The sequence below is a fragment of the Geobacter sp. DSM 9736 genome (assembly GCF_900187405.1).
Classification (GTDB): Bacteria; Desulfobacterota; Desulfuromonadia; order Geobacterales; family Geobacteraceae; genus DSM-9736.
Window position 1 is genome coordinate 2,955,572 of the sequence record NZ_LT896716.1, and the last position, 13,910, is coordinate 2,969,481.

12 protein-coding genes are annotated in these 13,910 nt (G+C 54.1%); 4 read left to right on the forward strand and 8 right to left on the reverse strand.

The genetic code is table 11. The features are described from left to right. Positions 1-159: 159 nt before the first annotated feature. The 8 genes from CFB04_RS13460 to dnaA all read right to left on the reverse strand — a co-directional run bounded on the left by CFB04_RS13460 (position 160) and on the right by dnaA (position 11,222). Entirely contained in the window at positions 160-2,247 is a 2,088-nt protein-coding gene (locus CFB04_RS13460) for a PAS domain S-box protein (RefSeq protein ID WP_088535750.1), read from the reverse strand. Between the two features lie 17 nt (positions 2,248-2,264). Continuing rightward, a complete protein-coding gene (locus CFB04_RS13465) occupies positions 2,265-2,621 on the reverse strand; it encodes a circadian clock KaiB family protein (protein ID WP_088535751.1) in 357 nt (118 codons plus the stop codon). A 29-nt stretch (positions 2,622-2,650) separates the two neighbouring features. Then, on the reverse strand, positions 2,651-2,965 hold the full coding sequence (locus CFB04_RS13470) for a circadian clock KaiB family protein (RefSeq protein ID WP_088535752.1): 315 nt from the start codon (positions 2,963-2,965) through the stop codon (positions 2,651-2,653). Continuing rightward, complete coding sequence (gene kaiC, locus CFB04_RS13475; RefSeq protein ID WP_088535753.1) at positions 2,962-4,722, reverse strand: circadian clock protein KaiC; 1,761 nt, start codon at positions 4,720-4,722, stop codon at positions 2,962-2,964. Before kaiC ends, CFB04_RS13470 begins: the two co-directional genes overlap by 4 nt. Before the next feature lie 242 nt (positions 4,723-4,964). After that, positions 4,965-7,355 (reverse strand): DNA topoisomerase (ATP-hydrolyzing) subunit B, encoded by a 2,391-nt coding sequence (gyrB, locus tag CFB04_RS13480; protein WP_088535754.1) that lies wholly within the window; start codon positions 7,353-7,355, stop codon positions 4,965-4,967. After that, complete coding sequence (recF, locus tag CFB04_RS13485) at positions 7,355-8,458, reverse strand: DNA replication/repair protein RecF (RefSeq protein ID WP_088536840.1); 1,104 nt, start codon at positions 8,456-8,458, stop codon at positions 7,355-7,357. Before recF ends, gyrB begins: the two co-directional genes overlap by 1 nt. Positions 8,459-8,530: 72 nt before the next feature. Then, positions 8,531-9,649: a DNA polymerase III subunit beta gene (gene dnaN / locus CFB04_RS13490; protein ID WP_088535755.1), complete on the reverse strand. Its 1,119-nt coding sequence runs from the start codon at positions 9,647-9,649 to the stop codon at positions 8,531-8,533. A 226-nt stretch (positions 9,650-9,875) separates the two neighbouring features. Further along, on the reverse strand, positions 9,876-11,222 hold the full coding sequence (gene dnaA / locus CFB04_RS13495) for a chromosomal replication initiator protein DnaA (RefSeq protein ID WP_088535756.1): 1,347 nt from the start codon (positions 11,220-11,222) through the stop codon (positions 9,876-9,878). Between the two features lie 369 nt (positions 11,223-11,591). Between dnaA and rpmH the strand changes: the two genes are divergently transcribed. From rpmH to yidC, 4 genes are read left to right on the forward strand one after another with little or no spacing between them, the layout of a single operon-like run. Further along, positions 11,592-11,741, forward strand: a complete 150-nt coding sequence (gene rpmH, locus CFB04_RS13500) for a 50S ribosomal protein L34 (RefSeq protein WP_088535757.1) — start codon at positions 11,592-11,594, stop codon at positions 11,739-11,741. Positions 11,742-11,749: 8 nt separating this feature from the next. Beyond that, positions 11,750-12,094: a ribonuclease P protein component gene (gene rnpA / locus CFB04_RS13505; RefSeq protein WP_088535758.1), complete on the forward strand. Its 345-nt coding sequence runs from the start codon at positions 11,750-11,752 to the stop codon at positions 12,092-12,094. After that, a complete protein-coding gene (gene yidD, locus CFB04_RS13510) occupies positions 12,091-12,300 on the forward strand; it encodes a membrane protein insertion efficiency factor YidD (protein WP_088535759.1) in 210 nt (69 codons plus the stop codon). Before rnpA ends, yidD begins: the two co-directional genes overlap by 4 nt. A 21-nt stretch (positions 12,301-12,321) precedes the next feature. Beyond that, positions 12,322-13,905, forward strand: coding sequence for a membrane protein insertase YidC (gene yidC / locus CFB04_RS13515; RefSeq protein WP_088535760.1), 1,584 nt, complete (start codon positions 12,322-12,324; stop codon positions 13,903-13,905). Positions 13,906-13,910: the final 5 nt, after the last annotated feature.

Genomic DNA, 13,910 nt, shown 5'->3' on the forward strand with positions numbered 1-13,910 from the left:
GAAACGCGGTTGTTTCGATATGCACGGATGACACAAGTGAGCCTTCATCAAGCGGTCCAGCCTGGAGGATGGGAGATGGAAAAGGCGGAACAGCTGAAGGGTGGGAAGCGGAACTTCAGGCAGTGGAGTGGGTATCGAGACGAGAGCTTGACTGAGACTTCAGCAGCCGTGGACAGTACCGGCCTCTATCCTGAACTCGGCGCCATCGCCGGTATTGCGCACGCTGATGCTGCCGTTCATGTTCTTCTCCATGATGTTCTTGGCCATGAACAGGCCGATCCCGGTACCCTGCGGCCCCTTCGTGGTGAAATACGGGTCGAAGATCTTGGGCATTATGTTGTCGGGAATGCCGCCGGCATTGTCCCTGACGGTAAGAACAGACGCCTCCCCTGTTGCGTATGCAGCTATCACGATCCGGGGGCTCTCGATCTTGCGTGCCTCGAAGGTATCCTTGGCGTTGTTGAGTATGTTGAGGACGACCTGGGCGTACTCGTTTGGGTAACCGCAGATGACGGGGTCCTCCCCGTAATCAATGGCTATGTCTATCTGCCGGCTCTCGAAGCTCCCCTCGATGAGTCTAAGCGCATTATCCACAGCCTGGCTGATCTTGAAGGCCGTCTTGTCCCTGTCCAGCCTGAAGAAATTTCTGAAGTCGTCAATGGTGACGGACATATGGTTGATCATTCTCATGGCGTTGGTGACCGACTCGTCAAGGAATACTTCAGTGAAAAGACCCTTCCTGTATGCCAACGGCATCTTCTGGATGATGAGCCCCAGCACGTTCAACGGCTGTCGCCATTGGTGTGCTATGTTACCGATCATTTCGCCGAGTGCCGCCTGTCGCCCCTGATGTATGAGCATCCGCTCCTTTTCTCTGAGGGCTTCTACAGCATTAATCCGTGCGACCATCTCCTCCTCCAGCCGGGCGAGGGTCTGGGCGAGTTCGTCGGTCCGCATCGCAACCTCCCGCTCCAGTTCGTCCTTTGCCACCAGAAGGGAATTTTCGGCAAGCTTTCGGTCGGTTATGTCGCGAAAAATGACAAAGGCGTGGGGCTCCTCTCCGCCGACGATAACGGAGGTGACATCCGCCGGAAAGCGCGTTCCATCCTTCCTTTTGAAGGTCAGTTCGCCCCTGGTCTTCCCGGTTCGGCGCCTCTCTTCCAACAATTCAATGACTGCCGGGTCATCCTCATCGACGATGCCGCCTCGTCCGAGCTCGCACAGTTCCTCCTCCGGCATCATGAAGATTTCACATGCAGCCGGATTGGCGGCAAGCATCCTTCCACCAGTGCTCGTCAGAAAAATCCCGTCCAGGGCACCTTCAAAGAGGGACCGGAAACGTGCTTCACTTTTCAGAACTGCCTGTTCGGCCCGCTTACGGTAGGTGATGTCGGTCAGGGTGACGATGCAGCCGATAACCTTGCCTTGACGATCGGTGAGCGTCCCGGCATTCAGGACGAAATGCCGCTCAGGAGAAGTTTTCCCTTCGAGCATCACCTCCTCGTTACGGATGGTCCTTCCCTGCAGAGGATCCAGGATACTGAAAATGCTACGGGAATCTCCCATCCTCAGCACGCACACCTCATCGAAGCGTTCACCGAGCAGGTTTTTTTCATACAGTTCATGTGCAAGCTGGCTTGCACGGATGATCTTGCCGTTCGCATCGCAGACGAGGATGACCTGACCGGCCTGCTCGATAATGGAGCCGGTCAGCTCTCCGGATGCTACTATCTCGTCGGCCCGCTTCTTCTCCGACAGGTCGGTTATTACGGCGGACAAGCCGTCTTTCTCCATTCCCAATCCGCGGCACGAGAAGAGGACCGGGACGTAGTGCCCCCCGCTGGTGACAAGCCTCACCTCGGCCCGGCACTGCTCTTTACGGCATCTCTCGAGAATGGCGGCAACAGTCGTGACATCCGGAGCGGCTGCGCGGGATGTGAAGTTACTTCCGATCAGTTTTTCCAGGGGAACCTGCAGCAATGTGGCAAGGCTGCTGTTGCAGTAGAGGATCGTGCCGTCGGATGCAAGGGTGGCGGCACCCTCGTTGATCGATTCCACCAGCATCCGGTAAGGGTGTTCTGCTCCTTCAAGGGTATATACGCGCGCACCATCGGGAGCCGAAACCACCAGCGCGTCCACCTCGCCGCTCCGGATCGCTTGAAGTGCTTCCTCCGCCTCCTCCAGGCGCAGGCGCAAATCCTCGTTCTCTGCACGGAGTTCTTCGATTGTCGTGTCACGGATTGCCATTCGGGTACCTGAGAAACCTATTTCTTTTTTTCGCGCAGGTCGAGACCCAGGAGGATTTTCTCCGTCTGCGACATATCGCCTATGAATTTCCGCAGTGGCGGAGGAAGCTTCTTGACCAGTGTCGGAGCGGCTACGATCTGCCCCTCCTTGGCGAAGATCGGCTGCTGGTAGATGTCTACGATCTCTAGTTCGTAGCGGCCCTTGAGGTGCTCCTCACAGATCCTTTTTACATTCTCGATGGCGCGCAGCGAATTTGGAGTCGTGCCGGTCACATATAGACGCAGGACGTAGTGACCCTGCTCCGTCTCTTGAATGGCCATCTCATATGCTTCCAGGGCACTGGGCGGTGCCTCTTTCTTCTTTTTCTTTCCCATTGATTTCTCCGGGACTCCCCCCTACAGGTTCATTTATACCGCCTGACGTCGAGCCCCACGAGAACCTTTTCTGTGTTGGAAAGGTCGCCGATGATTTTCTTCACCGGCTCGGGGAGCTTCCGTACCAGGGTAGGAAGGGCGAAAATCTGATCTCCCTTGGCGAGTTCTGGATTTACGAGCAGGTCGATTACCTCGATCTGATACTGCCCAGCCAGGTGCTCTTCGCAGATCCTCTTCAGGTTGGCAAAAGCGGTCAGGCATTTGGGAGTCTGTCCCGCCACATAGAGTCTCAGTAGCCATTTTTCGTCCTCCGGCCCACCGGTTTTCTTCTTGGCCGCGGTCATTTCTTCACCCCTTTTTTGCGGCTGTTTGCGGGGCCACCCACCGATGACGCTTTGTCCGCTTTCCGCGCTGATGCGATTTCCCGTCTTTCCAGGGCAAGAGTCTCCTCGTGCAGCTTTTCGCGAGTGACCAGCCTTTGCAGCTCTTCCCGCTCTATCTCAAATTCGGATCTGAGAGCGGCGATCTGTGCGTCCACCGCCTTTTTCCTTGAAACGATTTCCCGCTGCTTGCGCTCGACCTCCTGCTGCCGCTCGAGGGTTTCCGCCCGCTCCTTCGCCTCCTGTGAAGTACGCGCCGCGCCGGTCAGCACCCCTCCCGGCCCCACGTAGACATCGCGCAACTGGATCCCCTGATCGGTCAGGAGGAACTCCCTCACCTGGTTCGAATGGTCGATCCCCCGCGCTTTGAGGATGTAAAGGCCGCGGTTGCGCTCACCACTCGTCTCGATATTCTGGAGGAGAAGCCAGGCGTCCATGATAGAGGAAATACCCACCTCCGTATGTTCGAGACTCCCGGCACTGCTTGTCAGATCGGTGCAGAAGGCGGTGATCTGTTTCAACTTGAGGTAGTCGACAAGCCGGGAGAGCATCCCCTTGACCTCCCCAGCAGTAGCGGCTGAGATCAGATTGGATATCGGGTCGATAACTACGATCCCGGGGCTAAACGCCTCTATTGCCTTGTGCATTGCCACCAGGTGCATCTCGAGGCCGTACATGGTAGGGCGCGTGTTGTGGCAAAGGAGAAGGCCCCGCTTCACCCACTGCTCCAGGTCGATTCCGATGGAACGCATGTTGCGGATGATCTGGGTCTGAGACTCCTCGAAAGCGAAGTATACGCAGCGCTCACCCCGCCGGCAGGCGGCATCCACAAAATGGGCGGCCATGCTGCTCTTCCCTGTCCCGGCGGTTCCCGTAACGAGGATGCTGCTCCCCCGGTAAAACCCTTTTCCGCCAAGCATCGCGTCGAGGCGCGAAATGCCGGTGGGAACCCGTTCGGTGGAAGCCTGATAGTCGAGCCCGAGGGAGGTGATCGGAAGGACGGAAAACCCCTGCTCATCGATGAGGAACGGGTACTCGTTGGTTCCGTGGGATGATCCCCGGTACTTGATGATCCGCAACCGCCGGGTTGCGATCTGCTCCGACACCTTGTGGTGCAGGAAGATCACGCAATCCGCGACGTACTCCTCCAGTCCGTGGCGGGTAAGGGTGCGCTCTCCCTGCTCGCCGGTAATAACCGCCGTCACCCCCTTGTTCTTGAGGAACCGGAACAGCCGCCGCAGTTCTGCTCGCAGGATAGACTCGTTGGAGAGGCCAGAAAACAGGGCTTCTACAGTATCTAGCACCACACGCTTGGCCCCGATGGAGTCGATGGCGTGGCCAAGACGGATGAATAGCCCTTCCAGGTCATACTCGCCGGTTTCCTCGATCTGGCTCCGCTCTATGTGAACGTAGTCCATCGCGAGGGAGTTTTTTGCCAAGAGCGCATTGAGATCGAACCCGAGAGAAGCGAAATTCTGCACCAGTTCCTCAGGCCTTTCCTCGAATGACATGAAAACTCCCGGCTCGTCGTACTGCAGGGCCCCTCGTACCAGGAACTCCATCGCAAAGAGGGTCTTGCCACAGCCGGTCCCACCACAGACAAGGGTAGGGCGACCCTTCGGCAGCCCTCCGCCTGTTATCTCGTCAAGGCCCTTTATTCCGGTCGGCGACTTCTGCAATACCTGGGGGGCGGCCTTATTTCTTTTTTCAACTCTTGCCATCGGTCCTCCGCAACAGCTCCTTTTTAAATGAAGGGACTCAATATCACATCGTTAGGTAAATATCTATTAGTTAATAATATGAAACCTGCCCCTTATTGCAACAGAGTACCCGCATTGAGCTTGTCCGGCCTGTCCGCCCGGCTCCGCACGGAGAGGTATAAAAAAGAGAAAAGCCGCCTTCCCTTTCGGAATGGCGGCTTTGCAATTTTGCAGCGGTGATCCGTCCTGCCTGATCCTCTTTTTCAGATATCCAGGTTCGACACGTTCAGCGCGTTCTGCTCGATGAACTCCCGGCGCGGCTCCACCTGGTCCCCCATCAGAACTGTGAAGACGTTGTCGGCCTCAACGGCGTCCTCGATCTTCACCTGGAGGAGGGTCCGGTTGTTCGGTTCCATGGTGGTCTCCCAGAGCTGCTCCGGGTTCATCTCGCCGAGCCCTTTGTAGCGCTGGATGGAGAGACCCTTCTTGGCAGCCTCCATGAACCAGGCGATCAGCTCCAAGCCGCTCTTCGTGGTGAAAAGCTCCTTCTCCTCGCTGGAGACGACGGCACGGCCGTCACCGAACATCTCCCGGACCTTTCGGTGGCTCTCCGAGAGGAGTCCGTACTCATAGGACCCGATGGACGCCATAGCGTGGGTGTCGAGGGCGAAGCGCAGGTTGCCGAGCCGCAGGATGATCCGGTTGTCCTCCATCACCGTATAGTCGGCACCCGGCATCACTTCGGGGAGGCGGGTCATGAAAGGAGCCAGCTCCTCCAGGTCCTCGATCCCCGGCTTCACGCCTAGCCGCAGGCAGACCCGCACCACCTCCTCGTTTATCCCCTTGCGGACAACCTTGTCCAGGAGCGTGCGGAATTCCCCCAACTGGCGGAGGATCGGGATGATCTGCTTCCCTGTGTAGGTCTTGGAGCCGTTTTCGAGGAAGAGGGTCATATCCTCGGTCCCCTCCTCGAGGAGATAGTTCTGGAGCGCCTGCTCGTTTCGCAGGTAGAGCTCCTTTCTTCCCCGCTTGACCTTGTAGAGCGGCGGCTGGGCAATGTAGAGGTGGCCACGCTCCACCATCTCCGGCATCTGCCGGAAGAAAAAGGTGAGGAGGAGGGTAAGGATGTGCGAGCCGTCGACGTCGGCGTCGGTCATCACGATGATCCGGTGGTAACGGAGCTTTGTGATGTCGAAGTCCAGCTTCCCGATCCCGGTGCCCAGCGCCGTGATGAGAGTCCCGATCTCCTGGGAGGAGAGCATCTTGTCGAAGCGGGCCTTCTCGACGTTTAGTATCTTACCCTTCAGCGGCAGAATTGCCTGGTACTTCCGGTCGCGCCCCTGTTTGGCCGACCCTCCTGCGGAGTCACCCTCCACCAGGAAGAGCTCGCAGAGGGAAGGATCGCGCTCCTGGCAGTCGGCGAGCTTTCCCGGTAGGTTGGAGATGTCGAGGGCCCCTTTGCGGCGGGTGAGCTCCCTTGCCTTACGGGCGGCCTCGCGGGCACGGGCGGCATCGATCGACTTCTCTAGAATCTTCCTCGCCACCGCCGGATTCTCCTCGAGGAACATGGCTAGCTTCTCATTCATCAGGGTTTCAACGTACCCCTTAACCTCGGAATTCCCGAGCTTCGTCTTCGTCTGCCCTTCGAACTGGGGCTGGGGAATCTTCACCGATATGACCGCAGTGAGCCCCTCCCGCAGATCCTCACCGCTGATCGCCACCTTGACGTTCTTCAGGAGATTGTTGGCCGTAGCGTAGGTGTTCATGGTGCGGGTGAGGGAGGATCGGAAACCGATCAGGTGGGTTCCCCCTTCGTGGGTGTTGATGTTGTTGGCGAAGGTGAAGACCTTCTCGTCGTAGGAATCGTTGTACTGTATGGCTATTTCCATATCGACGCCGTTCTTTTCCCCGCGGATGTAGATCGGCTTCGGATGGAGCGGATTCTTGTTCTTATTGAGGAACTCCACGAAGGAAATGATTCCCCCCTCGTAGTGGAACTCATGCTCCTTCTGGGGGTCCGTCCGCTCGTCCGTAATCCTGATCTTTACCCCTGCATTGAGGAAGGCGAGCTCGCGAAGCCTTTGGGATAGGGTGTCGAACGAGAATTCGGTGGTCTCAAAGATGGTGTCGTCGGGAAGGAAGGTGATCTTTGTCCCACGTTTCTTCGTCTCCCCGTCCAGAGTGAGGGGAGTGAGGGGGTCGCCGCAGGCGTAGGTCTGGCGCCACACCTTTCCGTCCCGGCGGATTTCAAGATCCAGTTTTTTTGAAAGGGCGTTTACGACCGAAACGCCGACGCCGTGGAGTCCTCCCGACACTTTGTAGGAAGTATTGTCGAATTTTCCTCCGGCATGGAGAACCGTCAACACGACTTCAGCTGCGGAACGTCCCTCCGTTGGATGTATGTCCGTCGGGATTCCCCTGCCGTTATCCACGACGGTCACGGAGTTGTCGAGATGAATGGTTACCTGAACCTCGTCGCAGTGGCCGGCAAGAGCCTCGTCGATGGAGTTGTCTACGATTTCGTAAACCAGATGGTGAAGCCCCTGTACGGCTGTGGATCCAATGTACATGGCAGGTCGCTTGCGTACCGCTGCCAGTCCCTCCAGTACCTTGATCTTGTCGGCACCGTAATCTTTGCTTGTTTCGTCGGTCATTATTGCCTCGCGTCTACTACCCTTCCAGCCTCTATGTGGAAGGAGGGGTACTTTTCTATATCGTGGAGCTTGATGTTCTGCAGTGTCGTTGTGGTAATGAAGACCTGCATCTGCCTCGATTCCAGAAATTCCATCAGATTGCCGTTCCGATCCTTGTCCAGTTCCGACGTCATATCGTCGAGCAGGAGGACCGGAGGGAATGTGAACTTCGTACGCAGGTATTCGATTTCCGCCATTTTAAGGGCCAATACGAAAGTACGCTGCTGCCCCTGAGAAGCATGCACTCTCAGGAGTTTTCCATCGAGCAGAAATTCCAGATCGTCCCGGTGAGGCCCGATGACGGTTGTTCCTCGCTGAAGTTCTTCCCGTTCCCGCGCAAGCAGTCTTTCTGAAAAATGGGCCTCCGGATCGGGTACAAGCCGGTCCCGGTCGAGACAATGCGGCTGGTATGCTATTTCCGCTGATTCGTCTTTTCCTGCAATCTGCCGATAAAAGCCGCTGACAAGAGGGTTGATCGCCTCGATATACGTAAGCCGACTGGTTATTATCTTAGCGCCGGTCTCAACCAGCTTCCGGCTCCAGATATCCAGGGAGCCGGTATCTCCGCTTCTGAGCAGGCTGTTGCGATGGCGAAGCAGTTTCCCGTACTCATGGAAGTGCCGCAGATATGTAAGGTCGCTGCTGAAGACCGCACGGTCGAGGTATCTCCTGCGAGTCTCAGGAGCTGCCTTTATCATTGCCAGATCTTCAGGCGAAAAGACGACTACATTGAGGCTTCCGAAAAAGTCGCTCAAGCGTGATACAGCTTTTCTGTCAACACGTACCTTTTTGCCCTGTCGCTCGATCAGCAGCGTAATTTCCCGCGATACGCAATCCTTCTCGACAGAACCGCTAATCAGACTGCTTGCCTGGTCCCATCCGATCAGGTCCTGGTTCTTTGCAAGGCGGAAGGACTTCATCGTCCCGAGGATAAAGATGGCTTCGAGAAGATTCGTCTTTCCCTGGGCGTTATTCCCATGAAATATGTTGAATCTGCTGCCGAACGAAAGGGTGCTTTCTTCAAGGTTTCGAAAGCCTCGTACATGCAGTTTGATCAGTTTCATCGTCATGAAAAAGGCCTCTCCTGGGGGAGCGGCCTTCCTGATTCTCCGTATTGGAGACTGGTTCCGGTGCCGTTACAGCCGCATCGGCATGACTACCGACATGAAGTCATCGGAACCGCCCGGTTTGATAATTGCCGGCGACATTTCATCCTTGAGTTTGAGTTCAACAGATTCTTCCCCGAGCACGACAAGGACGTCTATGAGATAGCGGGCGTTGAATCGGGAAGTCATCGGCTCTCCAGCATATTCAACCTCTATTTCCTCGCGGGCATCCCCGAGTTCAGGGTTGCTTGACGAGATTTCAAGGCCTCCGGCGGCGATATCGAATTTGATCCCCTTGAATTTTTCGCTCGACAGGATAGCCATGCGCTTCAGAGAGTGAAGAAACTGTTCCCTGCGGATTGTTACTATCCGGGTGTTGTTCTGTGGTATGACCTTCGTGTAATCCGGGAATTCGCCATCCACGAGACGCATCACGATGACGGTATTCTCCTTCTTGAGCACGGCACTGTTGTCCATGAAGCCGAGGAGAATATCTTCATTTTCATCTTCCGTCAATTTTTTCAGCTCCAGGATGCCTTTCTTAGGGAAAATCACGCCCTTGCCCAGTTCCTGGGTTATTGATCCGGTAAATTCCCGCTCGGCTATGCAGAGGCGGTGACCATCGGTAGCGACCATGCGCAGAAGCTTCCGTCCGTCATCTTCGAGAGCTTTGACGAATATGCCATTGAGGTTGTACTTGGTCTCGTCATTGCACATGGCGTATGCAGTTTTCTCTACCATATCGCTGATTATCACGTTGCTCAGGTGAACGAAATTTTCTTCGTTAACTCGAGGGAAATAAGGGAACTCATCTGGAGACAGTCCAACGATATTGAAGCGTGCTTTGCCGCTTCTGAGGTCTACCCAGTCGTTTTCCTTCGTGGAGAAATGTATTTCCTCTTCTGAAAGCTCCTTGATGATCTCGTAGATCTTTTTCGCGGAAACCGTAATCTTTCCTTCGCGCACAACGTTGACTGGATACGAGCTGCGCATGCCGACTTCAAGGTCGGTGGCCGTTATGTAGAGCCGATCCTCAAGAGCTTCGATGAGGACATTAGACAGGATGGGCATGGTGTTCTTCTTTTCCACTATTCCCTGCACCTTCTGCAGGGCTTTCAGGAACGTCTCCTTATCAATCCTGAATTCCATCGATCCTCCTTTTTGCACATCGATTTGATACTATCTTTTTTATAAATCTTTTCAGTAGTAGTAAGCAGTTGGTTGTTGAAAACATCTATATCTACTTCATACCGTTGAAACCGTTGAGTTTTACCTGTTGAAAAAGGGTGTTGACCGGAGACGTACTTTAGCTCTTTTTTTCACAGGCTTCGAATTTATCAACAGACGTCCGCCGATATCCACAGGTTGTTCCCGGTCAACTCAACAGAGAACGCTTCAGGTTGTCGATGGTGCTTTTCAGGTCGAGGTCCTGAGTGAGCTGCTTCTCTATCTTCTTGACCGAGTGGATAATGGTTGAGTGGTCTTTTCCGCCGAACTTTTCCCCGATTTCAGGGTACGAAGCCTTGGTTAATTCGCGGCAAAGGAAAATGGCGATCTGACGGGGCACCACTAGCGTCTTAAGGCGTTTCTCCGATTTGAGCTCCGTCACCTTGATGCGGAACTGCTCTGCAACCGCTTTTTGAATGATCTCAACTGAAATGTCTTTGGATTTGTCGACGATGATATCCTTGAGTACATCCCGCGCCATGTCGAGTGTTATGGCGCTTCCGGTGAGGCTTGAGTAAGCGCCCAGGCGGATGAGCATCCCTTCCAGTTCACGAACGTTGCTCGTGGAGCTGGATGTGAGAAAGAGAGCGACATCGTCGCCAAGATCTATGCCGTCAAGCTCCGCCTTCTTTTTAAGGATCGCTATCTTTGTTTCAACGTCAGGGGGCTGAATGTCGGCAATGAGGCCCCACTCGAAACGGGAGCGGAGGCGCTCTTCCAGTCCCGGTATGTCCTTCGGGAATTTGTCGGAGGTGACTACTATCTGTTTGTGAGACTCGTAGAGCGAGTTGAAGGTATGGAAAAATTCTTCCTGTGTTCTCTCTTTACCTGCTATGAACTGCACGTCGTCTATGAGGAGAACGTCCATGCTGCGGAACTTGTTGCGGAACTGCTCCATCTTGTTGTAGCGGAGGCAGTTGATCAGTTCGTTCATGAACTTCTCGGAGGTGTAATAGCAGACCATCGCATTTTTATTCTTGTTGATGATATGGTTGCCTATTGCTGTGAGGAGGTGAGTCTTTCCGAGGCCGACTCCACCATAGATGAAAAGTGGGTTGTAGCTGGAGGCTGGATTGTTGGCAACAGCCTGGGAGGCGGCATGAGCGAACTGGTTGCTAGCTCCGCAGACGAAAGTATCGAAGATATACTTGCTGTTCAGGTTGGACGAGTATTCGGGGAGGGCAGGCTTAAGGAGAGGCTGCTTCCCCTTCTTGGGTGGAGATGCTTCTTTTTCGGGAGCGGTATCTGTTTCAGGGGTTTCGTGAACCTGAAACTCGATGGTGGGCGTCGATTCCGCCAATGACGAAACAGCTTCCTGAATAATAGGTAGATACTTCTCGATGATCCATTCTTTGATAAACTTGTTCGGAACCTGAAGGACCAGGTTGTTGTTCTTGGATTCCAGATATCGAATGGGCTTGATCCAGGTGTTGAACGTCTGGGCGGTCAGAACCTTAGCCATGTTCGATTGGGCTTGAAGCCATATTTTTTCCATAAACGTGAACCTTACATCGGCAATGAATGAAGCAAAAGACCACCGGAAGCGAACACCTTGGAATGCCGTTGGCTGTTCAGGGGCATACTGATTATCGCTCCGGGAATGGGAAACTACATGAAAATGCTGATGAATGTTATAAACAGGTTTTTCAACAACTGTTGATAAGAAAATTTACTTTTATACCGGATAGTTAGGGGAGTAATTTCCTTTATTTTCAGGATGTTGAAGCCTAACAGACGAAACGGCAATTTGCAAGGCTAAATTTTCAGCATTTAGTAAAAATAAGGTTGACAAATTATTCTCACCTATGCTTAATATCCGTTTCCTTAGTCAGCCTACTCAATGTAATCCATAGGGAGTCGAATAATGAAACGCACTTTTCAGCCGAGCAATGTTTCCCGTAAAAGGACCCATGGGTTCCTCGTTCGCATGTCCACAAAGAATGGTCGCCTCGTCATCAAGCGGCGGCGTGCGAAAGGTCGTAAAAGGCTTGCGGTAACCATCGCATCAAAATAGACTGTCCGATGACCTGCGGGTTCCCGAAGGAGGAACGCCTCCTCAAGCGCCCTGACTTCATCTCACTCTCAGCAGGCGGGAAGAAATTTCCTTCGTCGAATTTCCTGGTTATTGTGAGGAAAAACCACCTGGGTCATCCACGAGTGGGCCTAACCGTCAGCCGCAAAGTGGGCAACGCGGTTGTCCGAAACAGGGTGAAGCGGCTGATCAGGGAATTTTTCCGGATGAACAAGTCTCTATTCGACGAGGCTGATCATTCAATCATTGCCAAGCCAGGTGCATCGCACCTGGACTTCAGGACGGTGAGCGCCGAACTAGTCAAGGTGCTCTCCCGCGCACATGCAAAGCTATGATAACCGAAGCTTTGATATCAGTCATCAGATTGTATCAAAAGTACCTGTCTCCCTTTAAAGGGTCAACCTGTCGATTTTACCCCTCCTGTTCCCACTATTCCGTACATGCAATTAATAAACACGGTCTCGGCAAGGGCATACTTCTGAGCATCCGCCGTCTGGCGAAGTGTCACCCGTGGCACCCCGGCGGCTATGATCCTGCCTGAAATCCGGACTGAGGAGATATGATGGAAAAAAGAGTTCTCATTGCTGTCGTTTTGTCCATAGCAGTTCTCTATGGATACTCGTGGTTCATGCCCGCTCCTCCCAAACAACAGGGAAATGTACCGAAGGAGACGGCTGTTCAACAAGCCGTTGCACCTGCACCGGTCAATCCGGCTCCGACATCCCCGGTACCCGCGACTGCAGGTACGGAACGGGAAGTCACCGTAGAGACCGATTATATGACAGCGGTACTCACTACCCGAGGCGCAGGCATAAAGAAGGTGGTGTTGAAGCAGTATAAAGATTCAGCCGGCGCTGCCGGTAAGCCCGTCGCTATCGTCAGGGAGCTTTCCGGCTCGACCCTGGCATCTGCCGCCACCGGATTCGACATCCCTTCAGATCCGGTTTTCACCGTTACCGGTGACAGTCTTGTCGTCTCAGGGGATGAAACTCGAGAACTTGTGTTCACCTATGTGTCACCCCAGGGTCTGGTGCTCAAGAAGATCTTTACCTTCAAGGGGGCCGCTTACGGGATACAGGTCAGGGAGCAGGTGGAGAACTCGGGTGGAGCCAGGCAGAGCGGGAACCTGCGCCTTATCCTGACCTCCCGCATTGATACTGCGGAAGAGGGAAAGAGTTACGGTACTTATGGCGCGGTCACCTATGCCGAAGAAAAGCTTCTAAGCGATACGGTCAAGGACATTTCGAAGGGGGCCAAAAGCTACTCCCAAAGTGTCTTGTGGACAGGGTTCCAGGATACCTACTTCGTCACCGCAATTCTCTCCCAGAATGGTTCGATAGGAACCGTGCAGCTTCAGCGCGCCCCCGCAGACCATATCCAGAATGTCGTCACATCACCTCTCCTCACTCTCAACCCCGGTGAATCCGCCGCTGTTTCCTACAAGGCGTACCTCGGACCGAAGGATCTCGACATCCTCAAGGCGCAGGGAAACCGCCTGGAGGAGGTAATTGATTTCGGCTGGTTCTCTTCGCTTGCAAAGCCGCTTCTTTACGCAATGAAATACTTCTACAACTACACTGGCAATTATGGCGTCGCCATTATCATCATAACTGTCATACTGAAGCTCCTCTTTTTCCCGCTCACCCACAAAAGCTACAAATCAATGAAGGAGATGCAGAAGATTCAGCCCAAGATGAACGAGCTGCGGGAGAAGTATAAGAACGATCGGGATGCAATGAACCGGGCAGTAATGGAACTTTACAAGACCCATAAGGTGAACCCGCTCGGGGGCTGTCTCCCGATGCTCGTGCAGATCCCCGTCTTCTTTGCCCTTTACAAGGCGCTCATGTACTCCATCGAGCTGCGGCATGCACCTTTCATGCTCTGGATTGTCGACTTGTCGGCGAAGGATCCCTATTACGTTACCCCCATAATCATGGGGGTCACCATGTTCATACAGCAGAAAATGACCCCGACCAACATGGACCCGATGCAGGCTAAAATCATGCTTGCGCTGCCGGTCGTCTTCACCTTCATGTTCCTGAATTTCCCTTCGGGCCTTGTTCTGTACTGGCTTGTGAACAACGTGCTCACCATAGCCCAACAGGCTTATATCAACAAATCCCTCGGGACTGCGGAGGCGTAGAAGCA

What these genes read in the sequence shown, in the direction of transcription:
- kaiC (WP_088535753.1), bottom strand. Translation starts at nt 4,722, where the DNA reads ATGGCAAGAGTTGAAAAAAGAAATAAGGCCGCCCCCCAGGTATTGCAG.
- dnaN (WP_088535755.1), bottom strand. Translation starts at nt 9,649, where the DNA reads ATGGAATTCAGGATTGATAAGGAGACGTTCCTGAAAGCCCTGCAGAAG.
- gyrB (WP_088535754.1), bottom strand. Translation starts at nt 7,355, where the DNA reads ATGACCGACGAAACAAGCAAAGATTACGGTGCCGACAAGATCAAGGTA.
- dnaA (WP_088535756.1), bottom strand. Translation starts at nt 11,222, where the DNA reads ATGGAAAAAATATGGCTTCAAGCCCAATCGAACATGGCTAAGGTTCTG.
- CFB04_RS13460 (WP_088535750.1), bottom strand. Translation starts at nt 2,247, where the DNA reads ATGGCAATCCGTGACACGACAATCGAAGAACTCCGTGCAGAGAACGAG.
- yidC (WP_088535760.1), top strand. Translation starts at nt 12,322, where the DNA reads ATGGAAAAAAGAGTTCTCATTGCTGTCGTTTTGTCCATAGCAGTTCTC.
- yidD (WP_088535759.1), top strand. Translation starts at nt 12,091, where the DNA reads ATGATAACCGAAGCTTTGATATCAGTCATCAGATTGTATCAAAAGTAC.
- recF (WP_088536840.1), bottom strand. Translation starts at nt 8,458, where the DNA reads ATGAAACTGATCAAACTGCATGTACGAGGCTTTCGAAACCTTGAAGAA.
- CFB04_RS13470 (WP_088535752.1), bottom strand. Translation starts at nt 2,965, where the DNA reads ATGACCGCGGCCAAGAAGAAAACCGGTGGGCCGGAGGACGAAAAATGG.
- CFB04_RS13465 (WP_088535751.1), bottom strand. Translation starts at nt 2,621, where the DNA reads ATGGGAAAGAAAAAGAAGAAAGAGGCACCGCCCAGTGCCCTGGAAGCA.
- rpmH (WP_088535757.1), top strand. Translation starts at nt 11,592, where the DNA reads ATGAAACGCACTTTTCAGCCGAGCAATGTTTCCCGTAAAAGGACCCAT.
- rnpA (WP_088535758.1), top strand. Translation starts at nt 11,750, where the DNA reads ATGACCTGCGGGTTCCCGAAGGAGGAACGCCTCCTCAAGCGCCCTGAC.